This is a genomic window from Bradyrhizobium sp. CCBAU 11357 (assembly GCF_028128865.1).
Lineage (GTDB): Bacteria > Pseudomonadota > Alphaproteobacteria > Rhizobiales > Xanthobacteraceae > Bradyrhizobium.
In genome coordinates this window covers 1-19532 of record NZ_LBJW01000004.1, presented here as the reverse complement: position 1 = coordinate 19532, position 19532 = coordinate 1, and the positions used below count along the sequence as shown (strand labels likewise).

Sequence of the window (19532 nt, the reverse complement as noted above, 5' to 3'; positions counted from 1 at the left end):
AAGGAAATTTCCGGTCGGGAGGACCAGACATGGGTGTTGAAGGCATCGGCGCACGCGTGGTGCGCAAGGAAGACAAGCGTTTCATTACCGGCAAGGGCCGTTACGTCGACGACATCAAGTTGACGGGCATGACCCATGCCTATTTCATCCGCAGCCCGCACGCGCACGCGAAGGTCAGGAAGATCGACTCGTCCGCGGCGCTGAAGATGCCGGGCGTGGTCGCGGTGCTGACGGGACAGCAGCTGGTCGACGACAAGGTCGGCAACCTGATCTGCGGCTGGGCCATCACCTCCAAGGACGGCAGCCCGATGAAAATGGGCGCATGGCCGGCGATGGCGCCGGAGACGGTGCGCTTCGTCGGACAGGCGGTTGCAGTCGTGATCGCCGACAGCAAGAATCTCGCGCGCGACGCGGCGGAAGCCGTCGTGGTCGATTACGAGGAGCTTCCCGCGGTCGCCGACATGCAGGCCGCGATCAAGTCCGGCGCGCCGCAGCTTCATCCCGAGGCGCCCGGCAACCAGGTCTATGACTGGGTGATCGGCGACGAGGGCGCGGTGAATGCCGCCTTCTCGAAAGCCGCCAATGTGGTGAAGCTCGACGTAACCAACAACCGCCTCGCGCCGAATGCGATGGAGCCGCGCGCGGCGATCGCCGATTACGACACCGCCGAGGAGCACTTCACCCTCTATACGACATCGCAGAACCCGCACGTCGCGCGTCTCGTGCTGTCGGCGTTCTACAACATCGCCCCCGAGCACAAGCTGCGCGTGATCGCGCCCGACGTCGGCGGCGGCTTCGGCTCCAAGATCTTCATCTATCCCGAGGAGATGGTGGCGCTGTGGGCCTCAAAGAAGGTCGGCCGTCCCGTCAAGTGGACCGGCGACCGCACCGAAGCCTTCCTCACCGACGCGCATGGCCGCGATCACATCACCCATGCCGAGATGGCCTTCGACGCCAACAACAAGATCATCGGCCTCAAGGTGAAGACCTACGCCAATTTCGGCGCCTACATGTCGCTGTTCTCGTCGTCGGTGCCGACCTATCTCTACGCGACGCTGCTGTCGGGCCAGTACAACATCCCGGCGATCCACGCCGAGGTGATCGGGGTCTACACCAACACCACACCGGTCGACGCCTATCGCGGCGCGGGCCGGCCCGAGGCGAGCTATCTGATCGAACGACTGATGGAGACGGCGGCGCGGCAGCTGAACGTCGATCCGGCCCAGTTGCGGCGGACCAACTTCATCACCCAGTTCCCGCACCAGACGCCTGTCATCATGGCCTACGACACCGGCGACTTTAACGCTTCCCTCGATGCGGCGATGAAGGCGATCGACTATGCCGGCTTCCCTGCCCGCAAGGCGCAGGCGAAAGCAAACGGCAAGCTGCGCGGCATCGGCGTGTCCTGCTACATCGAGGCCTGCGGCATCGCGCCGTCGAAGGCGGTCGGCAGCCTGGGCGCCGGCGTCGGCCTATGGGAATCGGCCGAGGTGCGAGTCAACCCGGTCGGCACCATCGAGATCCTCACCGGTTCGCACAGCCACGGCCAGGGGCACGAGACCACCTTCTGCCAACTCGTCGCGGAGCGCCTGGGTGTTCCGATCAGCCAGGTCTCGATCGTTCATGGCGACACCGACAAAGTGCAGTTCGGCATGGGCACCTACGGCTCGCGCTCGGCGGCCGTCGGCCTCACCGCGATCCTGAAGGCGATGGAGAAGATGGAATCCAAGGCCAAGAAGATCGCGGCGCACGCGCTGGAAGCGTCGGAAGCCGACATCGTCATCGAGAACGGCGAGTTCAAGGTAACAGGCACCGACAAGGCGATTGCCCTGCCGATGGTCGCGCTCGCGGCCTATACGGCGCACAATCTGCCTGACGGGATGGAGCCGGGCCTGAAGGAGAGCGCCTTCTACGACCCGACCAACTTCACCTTCCCGGCCGGCGCCTATATCTGCGAGCTCGAGGTCGATCCCGGCACCGGCAAGACCTCCTTCGTCAACTTCGTCGCGGCCGACGATTTCGGCCGGCTGATCAACCCGATGATCGTCGAGGGCCAGGTCCATGGCGGCCTTGTGCAGGGCATCGGGCAGGCGTTGCTCGAGCATGCGATCTATGATGCCAACGGCCAGCCGGTCACGGCCTCGTTCATGGATTACGCCATGCCGCGCGCCGACGACGTGCCGTCGTTCAACCTGTCCCACACCACGACGCTGTGCCCGGGCAATCCGCTCGGCATCAAGGGGTGCGGTGAGGCCGGCGCGATCGGCGCATCGGCGGCCGTGATCAACGCGATCACGGATGCGATCGGCAAGAACAATCTGGAAATGCCCGCAACCCCCGACCGGGTGTGGCGCACGATCCACGCGGCTTAAGGGAGGAACGAAGATGTACCAGACGACCTATCATCGCGCTTCCTCGGTCGACGAAGCCGCCAGCCTGTTCGCCAAGGGCAGCGAGTCGAAGTTCCTCGCCGGCGGCCAGACGCTGCTTCCGGTCATGAAGCAGCGCCTTGCAAGCCCCTCCGACGTCATCGATCTCGGCAAGATCAAGGAGCTGCAGGGCGTCGAGCTGTCGGGCGACACGCTGATCATCAAGGCCGCCACGACCTATTACGACATCATGACGAATGCCGATGTGAAGAAGGCGATCCCCGCGATTGCCTATCTCACCTCGGTGCTCGGCGATCCCGCCGTGCGGTATCGCGGCACGATCGGCGGCTCGATCGCCAACAATGATCCAGCCGCGGATTTCCCGGCCGCGCTGCTCGCGCTCGGCGCCACCGTTAAGACCAACAAGCGGTCGATTGCGGCCGATGATTTCTTCCAGGGCCTGTTCACGACGGCGCTGGAAGACGGCGAGATCATCACCGCCGTGTCATTCCCGGTGCCGGCGAAGGCAGGTTACGAGAAGATGCGGCACCCGGCGTCGCGCTTCGCGCTGACCGGCGTGTTCGTGGCGCAGAGCAAGTCGGGCGAGGTTCGGGTGGCCGCCACCGGCGCCTCGCAAACCGGTGTGATGCGGGTGCCGGCGATCGAAGCGGCGCTGAAGGCGAACTGGTCGCCGTCGGCGATCGACGGCGTCAGCATCTCGGCGAACGGATTGCTGGCCGACATCCACGGCACGGCAGAGTATCGCGCCAATCTGATCAAGGTGATGGCACAACGCGCGGTCGCCGCTGCGCGCTGACGATCCGACTAAAGCGCGATGCGATTAGGATGAATCGTCATCGCGCTTTAGGTTATTGTTTGAGCATGATCTTTTCGGAAAACCGCTACGCACTTTTCCGGATCATGCTCTAGCGTCTCCACGCAAATTTTCCGCGGCGCGCACTTCGGTGCGCGCCGTTTTATTTTGGCCGTGCGGCATGAAAACCGCTTGCCTCGTCGGCGTGAAGGCGGGAAAAGTTAATCGGCCGATTAACTCGCTCAACAGAAGAAACGTCAGAGGCGATTGCCGCATCAGGCGCATGCGCCCGCGACCCGAGGAAACAACAACGTGCTCGACAAACCAGCCCCCACCTCGACCGTCCGCACTTCCGGCCCGCTGTCGGGCTTCCGCATCGTCGAATTCGCCGGCATCGGGCCCGGCCCGTTCGCTTGCATGATGCTGGCCGACATGGGCGCCGACGTCGTCACGCTCGACCGCGTTGGCGCGAAGAAGAGCATGAAGTCGGTGGCAGGCCGCGGCCGCAAGGTGATCGAGCTCGATCTCAAGGACAAGGCCGCGATCGCGCAAGTGCTGGATCTGCTCGCGAGCGCAGACGCGCTGGTCGAAGGCTTCCGCCCCGGCGTGATGGAGCGGCTGGGGCTCGGGCCGGACGTCGTGCTCGCGCGCAACCCGAAGCTGGTCTATGGCCGCATGACCGGCTGGGGCCAGGAAGGCCCGCTCGCCAACGCCGCCGGCCACGACATCAACTACATCTCCATCACCGGCGCGCTTGCCGCGATCGGCACGAAGGAAGCGCCGGTGCCGCCGCTCAACCTGGTCGGCGATTTCGGCGGCGGCGCGCTCTATCTCGTCGTCGGCGTGCTCGCCGCGCTGCTGGAAGCGCAGAGGTCGGGCAAGGGCCAGGTGGTGGACGCGGCGATGTGCGACGGCGCGGCCTCGCTGATGTCGTTCTTCTTCGACATGACCACGATGGGACGATGGACCGAGGCGCGCAACCAGAACTTCCTCGACGGCGGCGCGCATTTCTACGGCGTCTACGAATGCGCCTGCGGGCACTTCGTCTCGATCGGCTCGATCGAGCCGCAATTCTACGCGCTGCTGCGTGAGCACGCCGGCCTCACCGAGGCCGATTTCGACGCGCAGATGGATCGCAAGGCCTGGCCGGCGTTGAAGGAGAAGCTGAAGGCCGTGTTCAAGAGCAAGACGCGCGAGGACTGGTGCAAGATCATGGAAGGCACCGACATCTGCTTCGCACCGGTGCTGACCATGTCGGAGGCGACACAGCATCCGCACATGGTCGCTCGCAACGTCTTCATCGAGCGCCACGGCGTGAAGCAGCCGGCGCCCGCGCCGCGATTCTCGCGCACGCCCTCGTCCGCGCGCGAGCCGGAGGCGGCGGAGATCGGGGCGGTGATGACGGCGTGGAAGGCGGCTAAGTAGCCCAGCGCACAAATCCGTAGGGTGGGCAAAGGCGCATAGCGCCGTGCCCACCATCGATCCACGATGACAGATGAACGTGGTGGGCACGCTTACGCTTTGCCCACCCTACGGCACTTCGCATCAGTTCGGCAGGTACGTGGGCACGCTTCGCTTTGCCCACCCTACCGCAGTGTGCGTGGCGGCAGCGACCTACGCCGCGTTCCCCACCTTCAACACGCCGCGCCGGATCTGGTCCTCCTCGATCGATTCGAACAGCGCCTTGAAATTGCCCTCGCCGAATCCATCGTCGCCCTTGCGCTCGATGAACTCGAAGAAGATCGGCCCGATCGCGTTGGCCGAGAAGATCTGCAGCAGCACCTTGGTCTGGCCGCCGTCGACCACGCCCTCGCCGTCGATCAGGATGCCGTTCTTCCTGAGCCGTGCGACATCCTCGCCATGCCCCGCCAGGCGCGCGTCGATCCGCTCGAAATAGGTGTCGGGCGGCGACGGCATGAACGGCAGGCCGGCCTCGCGCAGGCCCTCGATGGTGCGGTGGATGTCGCGGCAGCCGCAGGCGATGTGCTGGATGCCTTCGCCGCGATAGGTCTGCAGATATTCCTCGATCTGGCCGGAATCGCCGGCGTCCTCGTTGATCGGAATGCGGATCTTGCCGTCGGGGCTGGTCAGCGCGCGCGAAAACAGGCCGGAGGCGCGGCCCTCGATGTCGAAGAAGCGGATCTGGCGGAAGTTGAACAGCTTTTCGTAGAAGCCGGCCCAGACATTCATGCGGCCGCGATGGACGTTGTGGGTGAGATGGTCGAGATAGAACAGGCCGGCGCCAACCGGCTTGGGATCGCGCGCGCCCAGCCATTCGAATTCGGCATCATAGGCCGAGCCCTTGGCACCGTAGCGATCGACCAGATAGAGCAGGCTGCCGCCGATGCCCTTGATCGCGGGCACGTCAAGCGCCTTCTGCGCGGACGAGACGTCGGCCGGCTCGGCGCCGAGCGCGATGGCGCGGTCATAGGCCGCCTTGGCATCGACGACGCGAAAGGCCATCGACGGCGCGCAGGGGCCGTGCGCGGCGACGAACTCAGTGCCGTGGGTGCCGGGCTCCTCGTTGACGAGATAGTTGATGTCGCCCTGGCGATAGACCGTGATCTTCTTGGTCTTGTGGCGCGCGACGCGCGCATAGCCCATCAGCTTGAACAAAGCGTGCAGTTCTTCCGGATGAGGGTGCGCATATTCGACGAACTCGAAGCCGTCGGTGCCCATCGGATTGTCGGCACTAATCGTGGCCGGCGGTGCATCGTGCGGAAACGGACCCATGGTGTTCTCCCAAATGGCTGCTGGCACGAACTATCCTTCATGGGGCGCGCAAGGAGCGTGCAAACGGGGCACCAATTGGTTACAATATGCACGATCCGTGCATCAAATGGACAAAACACGCATGATTTCCGTGGATGCCTTCGACCTCAAGATCCTGGGCGCGCTCCAGGACGACGGCCGCCTCACCAACCAGGAGCTGGCCGAGCTCGCGGGCCTCTCCGCCTCGCAGTGCTCGCGGCGGCGGATGCGGCTGGAGGAGGAGAAGGTGATCGCGGGCTACCACGCCGACCTCTCCAGCGAGGCGCTCGGCTTCGGCGTGATCGCCTTCATCCAGGTCGGGCTCGCCACGCACTCGCCGGACAATTCCAAGCGTTTTCGCGCGCTGGTGAACCGGATCGACGAGATCCAGGAGGCGTATTCGCTGACGGGCGATGCCGACTACGTGCTGAAAGCCGTGCTGCGCGATCTCAAGGGTCTCTCCAACCTCGTCAACGACGTCCTGATGCCGCACCAGAGCGTGGCGCATGTGCGCTCCTCGATCGTGCTCGACCGGCTGAAGGAGAGCTCGAAGCTGCCGCTCAAGGAGATCAAGCCCGGCTGAAATCGAGGGAACTACGGCATTCGCGCGCAGCGCACGATCTGCGATGATCGCAGCTCTAGTTGCGGAGATTCAACATGGCGCTCCAGCTGCGACCGAACTGCGAATATTGCGATTGCGATCTGCCGCCCGACGCAACCAATGCGCGGATCTGCTCGTATGAATGCACGTTCTGCGCGGACTGCGTCGAGACCAAGCTGTTCAACGTCTGCCCGAATTGCGGCGGCGGGTTTGCCCCGCGCCCGATCAGGCCGGCGCAGGAATGGCGGCCGGGCGTGTGCAGCGCCAAGCAGGTGCCGTCCGACAAACGGGTGCATCTGAAGTACAGCGTAGAGGATGTCGCGGCGCATTGCGCGCGGGTGCGCGACGTACCGCCGGAGAGGCGGTAGATCTCTCCATGTCATTGCGAGGAGCCCTTGCGACGAAGCAATCCAGACCCGTAGGGTGGGCAAAGCGAAGCGTGCCCACCAAGTTGCTGCGATTACGGAGAGGAATGGTGGGCACGGCGCTGACGCGCCTTTGCCCACCCTACGATATCGAGCGCGCGGCTCACTCCGCCGCCAAAATCGTCCCCTCGACCTCGCCAAACCCGACGCGATAGCCGTTGCCCTGGCACCAGCCGCGCATGACGAGGCTGTCGCCGTCCTCCAGGAACGCGCGCCTGGCGCCGCCGGGCAGCTCGACCGGCTCGGTGCCGTTCCAGCTGATCTCGAGCAGGCTGCCGCGCTGGTTCTTCTCCGGCCCGGAGATGGTGCCGCTGCCGAGGAGATCGCCGACATTCATGGCGCAGCCCGAGGAGGCGTGGTGCATCAGCTGCTGCACCGAGGACCAGTACATGTACTTGAAATTGGTGCGGCTGATGCTGGCGGGCGCATTGATGCCGGCAGCGCGCAAGGAGACGTCGAGCTCGACGTCGTAATTCTGCGGCTTCGTCTGCTTCAGATAGTCGAGCGGAACCGGCTGCTGCTCCGGCCCGTTCAGGCGGAACGGCTCCAGCGCCTCGCGCGTCACCACCCATGGACTGATCGAGGTCGCAAAAGCTTTTGCCAGGAACGGGCCGAGCGGCACATATTCCCATTGCTGGATGTCGCGCGCGCTCCAGTCGTTGAGCAGCACGAAGCCGAAGATCATCTCCTCGGCCTGTTGCTCGCTGAGCATGCCGCCCATGGCTGAGGGCTGGCCGATGACGACGCCCAGCTCGAGCTCGAAATCGAGCCGCTTGCACGGCGCAAAGCTCGGCGCGTCCACATTCGGCGGCTTCAGCTGCCCGCGCGGCCGCTTCACCCTGGTGCCGGAGACCACGACGGTGGAGGCGCGCCCGTTATAGGCGATCGGCATGTGCAGCCAGTTCGGCTGCAGCGCATTGTCCTTGCCGCGGAACATCACGCCGACATTGGTGGCGTGCTCCTTGGACGAATAGAAATCGGTGTAGCCGGAGACGGCGAAAGGCAGATGCAGTTTGGCGTCGCGCATCGGCACCAGGGCCTGCGTGCGCAGCTCCTCGTTGTCGCGCAGCTCCGGATGATCGGTGCGCAAGAGCTCGCTGATGCGTGCGCGGGTCTTGGTCCAGACCTTCGGCCCCAGCGCCATGAAGGGATTGAGCGAGGGGCCCGAGAACACGCCGAGCGCGCCGACGTCGAGCCGGGAATCTTGCTCGAGCTCCCAGAGATCGAGCACGTAATCGCCGATCGCGACGCCGACGCGTGGCGTCGGATTGGCCGCAGTCGAGAACACGCCGTAAGGCAGGTTCTGGATCGGGAAGTCCGAGGCGGGATCGACGGCGATGAAGGAGCGGAGGCTGGGATCGTTGGGGTGGGGCATTGGTTTCCTGCCGGATGTTTCTGACATTTTCTCCGCCGTCATTCCGGGGCGCGCGGAGCGCGAGCCCGGAATCCATAACCACGATCGTGAGTATGGATTCTCAGATGCGCAATTGCGCATCATAGCTCGCCGCTCCGCGGCGCCCCGGAATGACGAAGTGACTACGGCTTGCTCGGATCGAAGCGCTTTTCCAGGCCGTTCCAGCAATCGGCGTAATCGTCCTGCAGCGTCGAGGAGTTCGCCGCATGCGCGGTGACGCGCTGCGGGTAGCGGGTCTCGAACATGAAGGCCATGGTGCCGGTCAGCTTCACCGGCTTCAATTCGCCGTTGCTGGCGTGCTCGAAGGCGTCGCGGTCGGGGCCGTGCGGCAGCATGCAATTGTGCAAGGAGATGCCGCCGGGGACGAAGCCCTGCGGCTTGGCGTCGTAGACGCCGTAGATCAGGCCCATGAACTCGCTCATGATGTTCATGTGATACCAGGGCGGCCGGAAGGTGTTTTCGGCGACCATCCAGCGCTCGGGGAAGATGACGAAGTCGATATTCGCGGTACCCGCGGTCTCCGACGGCGAGGTCAGCACGGTGAAGATCGAGGGATCGGGATGGTCGAAGCCGATCGCGCCGACCGGAGAGAAGGTGCGCAGATCGTATTTGTACGGCGCGTAATTGCCGTGCCAGGCGACGACATCGATCGGTGAATGCGGCAACGTCGTCCTAAACAGCGAGCCGCCCCATTTCACGTAGAGCTCGGTCGGCGTGTCCTTGTCCTCGTAGCTTGCGACCGGCGTCAGGAAGTCGCGCGCATTGGCGAGGCAATTGGCGCCGATCGGACCGCGCTCCGGCAGCGTGAAGGCGCCGCCGTAATTTTCGCAGAGATAGCCGCGCGCCGGGCCATTCGGAATCTCGACGCGGAACTTGACGCCGCGCGGGATCACGACGATCTCGCCGGGCTCGGCATCGATGCGGCCGAACTCGGTGACGAGGCGAAGATTGCCCTGCTGCAGCACGAACATCAGCTCGCCGTCGGCATCGTAGAAATGCTGGTCCACCATCGACTTGGTGATGAGGTAGACATGCGCGGCCATGCCAGCCTGCGTGTTGACGTCGCCGGCCGTCGTCATGGTCTGCACGCCCTGGACGAAGGTCACGTCCTCCTTCGGCAGCGGCGTCGGATCCCAGCGCAGCTGCGCGATCGGCAGGTCGTATTCGTGGCACGGCGCCGAACGCCACAGGCCGGCATCGACCTTCTCGAAGCGGCCGGAATGTTTCACGGAAGGCCGGATGCGGTAGAGCCAGGAGCGCTCATTGCTGCCGCGCGGCGCGGTGAAGGGCGAGCCGGAGAGCTGCTCGGCATAAAGCCCGTAAGCGCAGCGCTGCGGCGAGTTGCGCCCGATCGGCAGCGCGCCCGGCAACGCCTCGGTCTCGAAAGAATTGCCGAAGCCGGACATGTAGCCCGGCGTCACCTGGGCCGAGCTGCGGATGATCCGGTCAGGCGAGGTATTGATGTTCATGACTATCCTCCTCCTTGCAAGGCGGCCCACATTTCCTGGTCGCGCTTGTCGGTCCAGATCACGGGATCGTCGATTCCGGACGCTTCGTCGTAGGCGCGCGACACGTTGAAAGGCAGGCAGTGCTCGTAGATGGCAAAGCTCGAGAATTTGGGATCCATCACCTCGCGCGTCGCCGCCATCGATTCCTTCAGCGTGCGGCCCCTGGCGACCGATATCTCGGCCGCGCCGTAGAGCGAGGTGACGAAGTCGCGCGTCATCGCGATGGCCTCGCGCACCGTGGCGGTGCCCTTCAGCGCATCGCCGCGGCCAGGCGCGATCGCCTTCGGATTGAAGTTGCGGATCTCGTTCAGCGTCACCGGCCATTCGCGCAGATGCGCGTCGCCGCAATAGCAGGCCGAGTGATATTCGATGAGGTCGCCGGAGAACATCACCTCCGCATCGGGGACCCAGGCGACGATGTCGCCGGAGGTGTGGCCGGCGCCGAGCTGCATCAGGCGCACCTCGCGCTTGCCGAGATAGATCGACATCTCGCCTTCGAAGGTCAGCGTCGGCCAGGTCAGGCCGGGAATGCTCTGCGCATCCTGGAACAGCCGCGGGAAACGGCCGTATTCGGAATCCCAATCCTGCTTGCCGCGCTCCGCGATCAGCCGATAGGTCTCCTGCGAGGCGACGATGCCCTGGGCGTGATAGGCGGAGGCGCCCAGCACGCGCACGGCGTGATAGTGCGACAGCACGACATATTTGATCGGCTTGTCGGTGACCGTGCGCACGCGCTCGATCACCTTGTTCGCCATCGCCGGCGTTGCCTGCGCGTCGAACACGAGGCAGCCATCGTCGCCGACGATCACGGCCGTGTTCGGATCGCCCTCGGCGGTGAAGGCATAGAGATCGGTGCCGATCTCGGAGAAGGTGATCTTCTTCTCGGCGAGATCGCCGGTGGATGCGAAGTTCTTCGCCATCAATTCGTCCTTACCAGGTTATTGTTGTTGCTGCTGTTGCTGCTGACCGTCGATCATGCGGCGCTTGGCCAGTCCGATCGCCTCGCGCAGCACGTCGATGTCGCCGATATGGTTGGCGAGGATCAGCACCAGCGCCGCGTCGAAATCAGCGCTCTGCTCCTCGGTCAGACCGCGATGCGCCTCGACGATGGCGCGGAAGGCGTCGTCGGGGCGTGCGAAGTTCGAGCTGGTGGAGAGCGGCATGCGGAACCTCAATTCAGTCCTTCGGCCCGAGACAATGCCGCCGCGATTGCCTCGCGCGTCGGATGGCGGAAGCGCGCCGCCACGTAGCCATCGGGCCTGAGCAGATAGGCCGCGCCCGGCCCCGCGTCGTAGCGCCTGGCGACGAGGCCGGAGGGATCGCCTAGTCCTTCCTCGCCGCCGATGCGAATGTTCTTCACGCTATCGGGCGCATCAAGCCCAACGCCATTGCTGAACGACAGCAAGGTGAAGTCTGTTCCGCCCTGGCGGAAGGCATCCGTCAGATAGCCCCGCTCGGCAACGGGCGCATCGAGCATGGAACAGCCGGGCCGAGGCCCACCGGGCCAGGCATCGGCATCTGGCGACGACAACGGCGTGTCGTAGCTGCACGGCACCGAGAGCCGGCCGCCATTGACCATGCGCTTGCCGAACTCGGTCTCCTTGGCCAGCGCCAGCACTGCCTTGCGCAGCCGCGCCTCCTGGTGCGAGTTCGGCGCCATGAAGTCGGTCGAGCGGGTAGATTCGCGGATGTTCTCGTCCGCCGCCATGCTGCGCTCGAGATGGTAGCTCTCCAGCAGGCTCGCGGGCGATTTGCCGCGCAGGACGCGGTCGAGCTTCCAGGACAGGTTCTCGGCGTCCTCCAGTCCGGAATTGGCGCCGCGCGCGCCGAAGGGCGAGACCTGATGCGCGGAATCGCCGGCGAAGATCACGCGGCCATGGATGAAGCGGTCCATCCGCCGGCATTGGAATTTGTACAGCGAGATCCACTCGAACTCGAACTTGTCATGGCCGAGCATGCGGGCGATCCGCGGTCGCACGTTCTCCGGCTTCTTCTCGACGACCGGATCTGCATAGCGGTTGAGCTGGAGATCGATGCGCCAGACATCGTCGGGCTGCCGGTGCAGCAGCGCCGAACGCCCGGCATGGAACGGCGGATCGAACCAGAACCAGCGCTCGGTCGGAAATTCCGCGGTCATCTTGACGTCCGCGATCAGGAATTGATCCTCGAACACCTGACCGGCGAATTCGGCGCCGACCATCTGCCGCAGCGATGAGCGCGCGCCGTCGCAGGCGACAACGTATTGCGCGTGCAGGCGGTAGGCGCCCTCCGGCGTCTCGATCGTCAGCGCCACGGAATCGTTGCGCTGCTCGAGCGCCGTCACCTTGTTGCGCCAGCGCAGGTCGATCCCGGGCAAATCGTTGATGCGATCGACCAGATAGGCCTCGGCGTAGTATTGCTGGAGATTGATGAAGGCCGGCCGCTTGTGGCCGTCTTCCGGCAACAGGTTGAATTGATAGAGCTGCGACTCGCCGTGGAAGATCCGCCCCACACTCCACACCACGCCCTTCTCGACCATGCGGTCGCCGACGCCGAGCCGGTCCCAATATTCCAGCGAGCGTTTCGAGAAACAGATCGCGCGCGAGCCCTCGCCGATGCGGTCGGCATCATCCAGCAGCACGACGCGCTGGCCGCGCTGGGCGAGATCGATCGCCAGCGACAAGCCGACCGGGCCCGCGCCGACGATCACGACCGGATGCTCCGCGGGGCTCGAGCCGGGGCGGTCCTGATCGGGGTGACGGCGGTAGCCGAACTGGGTCTTGGCGTGAGGGGTATTGGCCGGCGCCATACACGAACCTCGGCTCTGGTCAGGACAGGATCAATCTGCTAGATAGTCTCACGTGCAACTATTTTGGACCGGAGCCGGCCGGCCGTCAACTGGAATTCGGAGCGCTCTCCTTGGCGAGGACATCCAGCGACATCGCGCTCAAAGCGCGCGCGGCCGACGAGGCTTCAACGCGGCCCAAGCCGCGGCTCGATTTGTTCAAGTTCGTGCCGTTCCGCCTCAACCGGCTCGCGGCGGAGGTCAGTTCCGCGCTGTCGGTCGAATATCAGGAACGCCACGGCCTCGACATTCCGGCCTGGCGCGTCATCGCCACGCTCGGCTTCCGCGTTGATGCCTGCAGCGCGCAGTACATTTCCCAATGCACCCGCACGCACAAATCCACCATCAGCCGCGCGGTGACGACGCTGCTCAACGACGGCCTGATCGAGCGGGTCGAGAACGCAGCCGACCGCCGCGAATTCCGCCTACAACTGACCAGGAAAGGGCGCGCGCTCTACGAGGAGCTGTTCCCGCAATTGCTGCGGCGAGAGGACGAGATCCTCGCCTGCCTCTCCGCGCAGGAGCGCAAGCAATTGTCGGCCCTGCTCGGCAAGATCGAGCAGAGCCTCGATCTGATCCAGACCAGCGAAGAGGCCGACGCCAAGCAGGCGTATTAGGGCGCCCACCCATAAGGCGCAAACGTCAGTTTTTGGGAGTCCGGTTGAGAAAGCTTGGTAGGACCGTGACGGCAGCGACGTATATAGCGATGCTACTTGTGGCGCTTATCGCAACTCGCGCATACGCCGCTGACATAGGTCATCTGGCTCCCCCTGGAGTCGCGGCAAACGAGTTTCCGTCACCGCGGCGCCCTGTTGCGCGGATCGTCAGCCCACGCCGCGCCGCCGAAGAGCGCCGCGACGCCCTCAATGAGGCCGGCCAAATCGCGCGTGTTCTTGAACTGAAACCAGGCATGACAGTCGGCGACATTGGAGCAGGCAGTGGCTACCACACGGTCAGGCTCTCGCACCTCGTCGGACCCGCCGGCTCTGTCGTTGCCCAGGACGTCACGCGGGATTACCTCATCGAACTCGCCAGGCGAACAGAACTTCTGAAGTTGACGAACGTGCAATTCGCGCTCGGCGAACCCCACGACCCGCGTCTGCCCGCTTCCTCGCTGGATGCCGCAATCCTCGTTCACATGTATCACGAGATAGCCCAACCCTATGCCTTCCTCTACAACCTAGCGCCCGCCTTGAAGCAGGGTGCGCGGGTCGGAATTGTCGATCTCGAGCTTCCGACGTCGAAGCATGGCACGCCAATTGAGCTCTTGCGCTGCGAAGTGACCGCCGTCGGCTATCGCGAGGTCGCCACATATAAGCTAGCAGGTGACGGAGGATATTTGGCGGTATTCTCTCCGCCGGAGCTAGCGGCTCGAAAATCTCCCCGCGATATTGTTGCTTGTAGGAATCCTGCCGGCGCTCGTTGACACCATATCCGCCGCCCGTCTCGGAGACCGCACACGTCCGAAGAAAAGGTCAGAGCTCGTAGGATGGGTAGAGCGCCAGCGAAACCCATCAATCCCTCCGCCTGTGGCAAGGCGTGATGGGTTTCGCAACGGCTCAACCGAGCTAGACGCAATCTTGCTGCTTGGTCCGCTGTGGTCCCTCCATTGGTGCGAGATCGGCAACGCTCTCCTCCAAAATCGTAGCGACCTCCAACAATGAGATCACCAGGCGCGGCGTCCGCCGGAGCTTCTCTTCCACGGCTACCGCGCGAAGATCATTCAGCTTCCGCCCGCCTAGCAGTCGCCACCGTCCGAAGGCAATCTCGTGGACATTGCTGGATATATCTCCGACGGCCCCCCACGACTGCCTTGACTCGAGTAAAAGCTCGTCCGCCATCCGGTCCATCGCCTTGATGATAGCAATCATATCCCGCGTAGCGCCCACGAGGCTGTATACATCCCCCTGGCTTTTACGAGAATGGCCGACGCTCTCACTCAGCGTGACCGCCAGAGACTGATTGTGGAGTTCGGAAAGTCGAGCGAGGAGACTCGTGAATCTCGACCGCGCCGTTAGGACTAGCGCCTCCAGCAAAGACAAATTGGTCTGCATCGACGCGGCTGCAGCCTTCGACCTGATGAGTGTGAAATACATCCATTGCTCCAGAGCCACCATGCCCTGATATTTGGATGATTTTAGGAGCCCCAACCGCAGCGCGCTTGAACGTCTTGAGCCACGATTGATCGATGCGAGCCTGAATGTCGTCCTACGGACATAATGTTAGGGCGAAAAAGCCGTCTCGCATTTGACACCCTCGCGGGAACGTGATCAATCGCTGACACATGCAGGCGAATTTTTCGTATAAAGCAACCTCCAGTTAGTGTGGTTCTCCCGCATCGATCAATCAATCAATCAACGGAGATTACGGGCCGACGGCAATGACAGGAGATCGTTGCCGGCGCGTGTGTTGAACGTAAAGCATGAACAGCGTTGGCCTCTTTGGCGACCGGCTCGCCAGCCTCTTCCCGATGATCCAGCGCCCCCGCACGGGGCTCATCAGATCGCTGCAGAAGGGAACTTTCGCAGCGGTGCGCATGGCCCATTTCGGCGTGGACAATGATCCGACCCTGCCCTCGCCGCCAGACGATGCATTCGCACTTTGTCTGCGATTGCGCCACCAGCGGGCCGAGACTTGGATTGATGGACGCCACGCGCCCAAGGGGCCATTCAAGGATGAAACGAGCATCTACGATTTGCGATGCGAGACGGTCGTTCGCTTTCAGGACCCATTCGATTTTATCTATCTCTATCTGCCGCACGGCACCTTGAGTAGTGTTGCAACCGAACTTGATGCCGCCCGCGTCCAGTTCGACATCGCCACCGGGACCAACATCTGCGATCCCATCGTGGTACATCTCGGCAAGTGCCTGCTGCCGGCGCTCGAGAGGCCGAATGAGGCCAACGAGCTGTTTGTCGGCTATGTTGCGATGGCTCTCAACACCCATTTCCTTCGCAAATATACCAACATTCTGCCTGCAGATCGCTTGCGCCGGAGCGGGTTGACACCGCGGCAACTTCGGATCGCAAAGGACCTGATCCGAGCCCATCTCGATGGTGAGCTTTCCCTTGCTCGCATCGCAAGTGAATGCGGTATTTCGGCGCCGCATTTCGCCCGCGCGTTCAAGGTCAGTACCGGCACCCCGCCACATCGCTGGCTGCTGGATCAGCGCGTTGAGGAAAGTAAACGGCTGCTCGTCGGATCGGCACTATCGCTCACAGAGATCGCGATCAGGTGCGGCTTTTCTGATCAAAGTCACTTCACAAGAGTCTTTTCGGCGCGGATGGGGACTACTCCTGGACGCTGGCGGTTGGATCGAAGAACCTGACGCAGCCGAAAGCGCAACTGCTCAAGGTCGCCGAACGCTATTTTTTCAGGTCCGCAAAATCGAGAGGACGCAGCATCGGAGCTGAATGAGAGCCCGCTCGGTCAACTTCAACGGCGATCGGTGCGAACCAGACTAAATTTGGTTCTTGGAACAAGGCTCTCCGCGTACGAGCCCGAACCGAATAGGCGGCACAAATCGACCGCTGGACCATCAGCGAAGTTGCGCCTCGTCTGACCGAGGCCCGCTCATTGCGACAGAGCGACTAGATTTGCTCAAGCGGAGTTCTTCACACTTTGACCCAGAACCGCCATCCAGCATCGGCCGATGCAATCAACCCTGGGTACGCGAGGGATCGGACCTATGCAGATATCCAGCGAACACATCACGCATCGCCGTACTTTCAATTTTCGGAAGGAGACGACCTACCTCACCTCGATGATACCCGGAGTGGGTAACAACATGGGCAAGCATCTCCTCACGGGACATCCGCCCCTGCGTCCCGTCTGTAAAGGTGAAATCGACCAGTTCTTCGAGGTCAGAAGAACTCGCTTGCGAAATGTAATCAATGTACCACTGGTCCGTTAGTCGAATTCTGGGGGCGAGTTGAGCAAGAACGGGCGTGTCAGCGCTCCAATTCGCCGCGTATGAGTGACGTTCGCCTTGAAGATTGGCGGCAAATATTCGGTCGACCATGTGGGCGTGATTCAGAACGCGCAGTGCTGCCCGATATTCCGTTGTGTGCGGTTCAGCATCGACGGTGTTCAGGGCGAGAAGCAACTCCGCATTCGAGGCGGCTTTGTATTGAAGCAACGAGCTCATTAGGGTCTTGGCCGTCATGTTCTTCTCCTTGCGTACCAGAGAATCCCCGGAACAAACCGCTAGATGCCGATCGCAAATAGCGTCGGCATCAGCGAGCTGCACTCAGGCATGACGGCTACTTGTGCGCTGGCGGCCGCTCAATCGCGCACATACAATTTGCACGTGTATGCAGGGCGGTTCAAGATCAAAAACAAAGCTTCTGTCATGACCGTCCCCGGTCACTCGGGGTGTAAAATCAATTCGCGGTGCCACCGAAACAGCGTCTCCTTTTGGCCCGACTCGGATCTGCGACGATGTTCTTTTCGCGCCGCATTCGGGAGCATAGCGGACATGAGGCCCGCCTGATCTGAGCCGCAAGCGCGCGCTCGGCCCTGCTCGGCAAGATCGAAGCGAGCCTCGACCTGATCCAGACCAGCGAAGAGGTCGAGGCCAAGCAGACGTATTGGCTGATCCTCATGGTGCGGAGGCGCGAAGCGAAGCGTCGCCCAAAACTCGATCGTCGTCCCGGATAAGCGGAGCTCTAGACAACGCGAAGCGTTGTCTAGAGCGAAGCGCAGGTCCGGGACCCACAGCCACAGGGAGATGTTTGGCGAAGACTCGGAGTTGCCAGCTCGCGCGGCGACTCCTCCCTGGGGCTATGGTCCCGGACCTACGCGCGCTTTGGGCGCGCTTGTCCGAGACGACGAGCGTGGGGCAGGCCTCAGCGGCTATTTCGCAAACGACCGCGTCGGCGGCAGATGCAGCGCGAAGGCATCGACCTTGTCGCTGGCACGCGGATAGATCTCGGTCACCATCGGATCATGGCCGGGAATGTAGCGATCGGGATGGCCGGCGAGGCGCTCGATCGTTTCCCAGCCCTGCGCCATGTCGCCGACATTGTAGACGATCGGGAACGGGCTCCTGCGCTGCAGATTGGCGTAATAATGCGCGGCATCGGAGGCCAGCACCACGGGGCCGCGCGCGGTGTCGATCCTCACCACCTGCAAGCCGTCGGAATGGCCGCCGACGCGGTGCACAGTCACGCCGGGAGCGACCTCGCCGTCGCCGGAATAGAAGGTGACGCGCTCGCCATAGACGTGGCGCACCATCAGCGTGACATGCTCGACCGAGAACGGGTGGCGCAGCATGCCGTTGCACATGCAGCGCCCGGTCGCGTAGGCCATCTCGCGCTCCTGCAGATGGAAGCGTGCATTGGGAAAGCGGTCGAGATTGCCGGCGTGGTCGTAATGCAGATGCGTCACGATGACGTCTCGAATGGCTGACGCCGCGAGGCCGAAACGCTCCAGCGCATCGACAGGATTGAGCGTGAGCTTGCGCGCCCGCGCGCTCGCCTCTTCGGCGTTGAAGCCGGTATCGACCAGAATGTCGCGGCCGTGGCCCCGAATCAGCCAGACGAAATAATCGAGGTCCTGCGCCGCGCTGTCATGCGGGTCGGGCGCGAGGAAGTTCATGTGGGGCGTGCGCGGCGACATCGTCGCATAGCGCAGGGCGTAGATTTCGTAGACGTTTCCCATTACACGTTTCCCATGGGTCTTGCTTTTTTCGCGTTGGATCTTCTGGAGCGATCGCGCCCACCAAGCCATCGCCGGCAGGAAAGGTCAAACGCGGGGCGTTGCAGCGAAGGCGGGGCTGCAATGTGAGACCGATCACGTCTTCATCGCCATGGTTGCCTTAACGTCCGCCGATCGCATCGAGGTACCGAGGACTGTCATGACAACCCGTCTATTTTCGCTCGCGGCACGCCCGTCCGTTGCGGTCAATCATCGGATTAAGGTCGAATCTCCAGGTGGTTGACGCCCCCCGTCCCCGGTTTGATAATGGGGTAAGCGTAAGTTAAGGTCGCCGCGGCGCAAGCTGGAACGGCGCCTTTTTGGCTGGACCGCGCTGACTATGAAAATTCGCTTCTTTGTTCTCCTGTCCTTGCTCATCTCGCTCGTCCCGACTGCCCCCTCGCTTGCGGCCGGTGACCGTTTCGCGCTTGTCATCGGCAACGCCAAATATCCGGACGCGGACGCCCCGCTGAAGGAACCGATCAACGATGCGCGCGCCGTCGCCGACGAGCTCAAGCGCGACGGCTTTTCGGTTGAGCTTGGCGAGAACCTGACCGGCGATGCCATGCGCCGCGCCTTCGACAAGCTCTACGGCAAGATCAAGCCGGGCTCGGTCGCGCTGGTGTTCTTCTCGGGTTTCGGCATCCAGTCCGCGCGCCAGAGCTATCTGCTGCCGGTGGATGCGCAGATCTGGACCGAGTCCGACGTGCGCCGCGACGGCTTCAGCCTCGAGACCGTCCTCGGCGAGCTCAACACCCGCGGCGCCGGCGTCAAGATCGCGCTGATCGACGCGTCCAGGCGCAACCCGTTCGAGCGCCGGTTCCGCAGCTTCTCGGCCGGCCTGACCCCCGTGATCGCACCGAACGGCACGCTGGTGATGTACTCGGCGGCGCTGGCCTCGGTGGTCTCGGACGCCGGCGGCGACCGCAGCCTGTTCGTCCAGGAGCTGCTGAAGGAAATCCGCGTCCCCGACCTGATGGCCGAGGAGACGCTGAACCGCACCAAGATGGGCGTCACCCGCGCCTCGCGCGGCGAGCAGGTGCCGTGGATTTCCTCGTCATTGGCCGAAGATTTCTCGTTCATTCCGGGCGCCGGCGGATCGCGTCCGGCAACGCCGCCGCCGCCCGCG

Annotated in this window: 18 protein-coding genes and 1 pseudogene; 10 read left to right on the top strand and 9 right to left on the bottom strand. The window is 63.4% G+C overall.

The features are described from left to right. Positions 1–29: 29 nt before the first annotated feature. From XI05_RS00380 to XI05_RS00370, 3 genes are all read left to right on the top strand, one after another. The gene (locus tag XI05_RS00380) at positions 30–2372 is read left to right on the top strand and encodes a xanthine dehydrogenase family protein molybdopterin-binding subunit (RefSeq protein ID WP_271497785.1); all 2343 of its coding nucleotides are present in this window, start codon (positions 30–32) and stop codon (positions 2370–2372) included. A 13-nt stretch (positions 2373–2385) separates the two neighbouring features. Continuing rightward, on the top strand, positions 2386–3186 hold the full coding sequence (locus tag XI05_RS00375) for an FAD binding domain-containing protein (RefSeq protein WP_271497782.1): 801 nt from the start codon (positions 2386–2388) through the stop codon (positions 3184–3186). Positions 3187–3495: 309 nt separating this feature from the next. Then, a complete protein-coding gene (locus tag XI05_RS00370) occupies positions 3496–4608 on the top strand; it encodes a CaiB/BaiF CoA transferase family protein (protein ID WP_271497780.1) in 1113 nt (370 codons plus the stop codon). Between the two features lie 189 nt (positions 4609–4797). On the opposite strand, the gene hppD is transcribed toward XI05_RS00370, so the two are convergent. Continuing rightward, on the bottom strand, positions 4798–5916 hold the full coding sequence (hppD, locus tag XI05_RS00365; protein WP_271498033.1) for a 4-hydroxyphenylpyruvate dioxygenase: 1119 nt from the start codon (positions 5914–5916) through the stop codon (positions 4798–4800). A gap of 121 nt (positions 5917–6037) precedes the next feature. Between hppD and XI05_RS00360 the strand changes: the two genes are divergently transcribed. Both XI05_RS00360 and XI05_RS00355 read left to right on the top strand, forming a co-directional pair. Beyond that, positions 6038–6517 (top strand): Lrp/AsnC family transcriptional regulator, encoded by a 480-nt coding sequence (locus tag XI05_RS00360; protein ID WP_036045971.1) that lies wholly within the window; start codon positions 6038–6040, stop codon positions 6515–6517. Between the two features lie 74 nt (positions 6518–6591). Further along, positions 6592–6903, top strand: coding sequence for a DUF1272 domain-containing protein (locus tag XI05_RS00355; protein WP_271497777.1), 312 nt, complete (start codon positions 6592–6594; stop codon positions 6901–6903). A 160-nt stretch (positions 6904–7063) separates the two neighbouring features. Here the strand turns inward: XI05_RS00355 and fahA are convergent, their stop codons facing one another. The 5 genes from fahA to XI05_RS00330 all read right to left on the bottom strand — a co-directional run bounded on the left by fahA (position 7064) and on the right by XI05_RS00330 (position 12670). Next, entirely contained in the window at positions 7064–8335 is a 1272-nt protein-coding gene (gene fahA, locus XI05_RS00350) for a fumarylacetoacetase (RefSeq protein ID WP_271497774.1), read from the bottom strand. 161 nt (positions 8336–8496) lie between these two features. Continuing rightward, positions 8497–9843 (bottom strand): homogentisate 1,2-dioxygenase, encoded by a 1347-nt coding sequence (hmgA, locus tag XI05_RS00345; RefSeq protein ID WP_271497772.1) that lies wholly within the window; start codon positions 9841–9843, stop codon positions 8497–8499. Between the two features lie 2 nt (positions 9844–9845). Then, complete coding sequence (locus XI05_RS00340; protein ID WP_271497770.1) at positions 9846–10802, bottom strand: MBL fold metallo-hydrolase; 957 nt, start codon at positions 10800–10802, stop codon at positions 9846–9848. Positions 10803–10820: 18 nt separating this feature from the next. Further along, positions 10821–11045, bottom strand: a complete 225-nt coding sequence (locus XI05_RS00335) for a DUF2783 domain-containing protein (RefSeq protein WP_025032749.1) — start codon at positions 11043–11045, stop codon at positions 10821–10823. Between the two features lie 8 nt (positions 11046–11053). Continuing rightward, positions 11054–12670: an FAD-dependent oxidoreductase gene (locus XI05_RS00330; RefSeq protein WP_271497767.1), complete on the bottom strand. Its 1617-nt coding sequence runs from the start codon at positions 12668–12670 to the stop codon at positions 11054–11056. Between the two features lie 110 nt (positions 12671–12780). Between XI05_RS00330 and XI05_RS00325 the strand changes: the two genes are divergently transcribed. Next, positions 12781–13323: a MarR family winged helix-turn-helix transcriptional regulator gene (locus XI05_RS00325; RefSeq protein WP_271497764.1), complete on the top strand. Its 543-nt coding sequence runs from the start codon at positions 12781–12783 to the stop codon at positions 13321–13323. 89 nt (positions 13324–13412) lie between these two features. Further along, positions 13413–14132 carry a class I SAM-dependent methyltransferase gene (locus XI05_RS00320; protein WP_271498030.1) on the top strand — a complete coding sequence of 240 codons (720 nt, stop codon included), beginning with the start codon at positions 13413–13415 and terminating at the stop codon, positions 14130–14132. Positions 14133–14274: 142 nt separating this feature from the next. Here the strand turns inward: XI05_RS00320 and XI05_RS00315 are convergent, their stop codons facing one another. Then, positions 14275–14802 carry a hypothetical protein gene (locus XI05_RS00315; protein ID WP_271497761.1) on the bottom strand — a complete coding sequence of 176 codons (528 nt, stop codon included), beginning with the start codon at positions 14800–14802 and terminating at the stop codon, positions 14275–14277. Positions 14803–15128: 326 nt separating this feature from the next. On the opposite strand from XI05_RS00315, the gene XI05_RS00310 reads away from it, so the two are divergent. Further along, the gene (locus tag XI05_RS00310; RefSeq protein ID WP_271497758.1) at positions 15129–16034 is read left to right on the top strand and encodes an AraC family transcriptional regulator; all 906 of its coding nucleotides are present in this window, start codon (positions 15129–15131) and stop codon (positions 16032–16034) included. 330 nt (positions 16035–16364) lie between these two features. Here the strand turns inward: XI05_RS00310 and XI05_RS00305 are convergent, their stop codons facing one another. Then, complete coding sequence (locus XI05_RS00305; RefSeq protein WP_271497755.1) at positions 16365–16871, bottom strand: DinB family protein; 507 nt, start codon at positions 16869–16871, stop codon at positions 16365–16367. A 347-nt stretch (positions 16872–17218) separates the two neighbouring features. Between XI05_RS00305 and XI05_RS39440 the strand changes: the two are divergent. After that, a pseudogene (locus XI05_RS39440) lies at positions 17219–17296 on the top strand (MarR family winged helix-turn-helix transcriptional regulator); the annotation flags it as partial. 264 nt (positions 17297–17560) lie between these two features. Here XI05_RS39440 and XI05_RS00300 read toward each other — a convergent pair. Further along, a complete protein-coding gene (locus XI05_RS00300; RefSeq protein WP_271497752.1) occupies positions 17561–18367 on the bottom strand; it encodes an N-acyl homoserine lactonase family protein in 807 nt (268 codons plus the stop codon). A 376-nt stretch (positions 18368–18743) separates the two neighbouring features. Here XI05_RS00300 and XI05_RS00295 point away from each other — a divergent pair. Continuing rightward, positions 18744–19532 (top strand): caspase family protein (locus XI05_RS00295; RefSeq protein ID WP_271497748.1); only part of this gene is annotated, 789 nt, incomplete at its 3' end.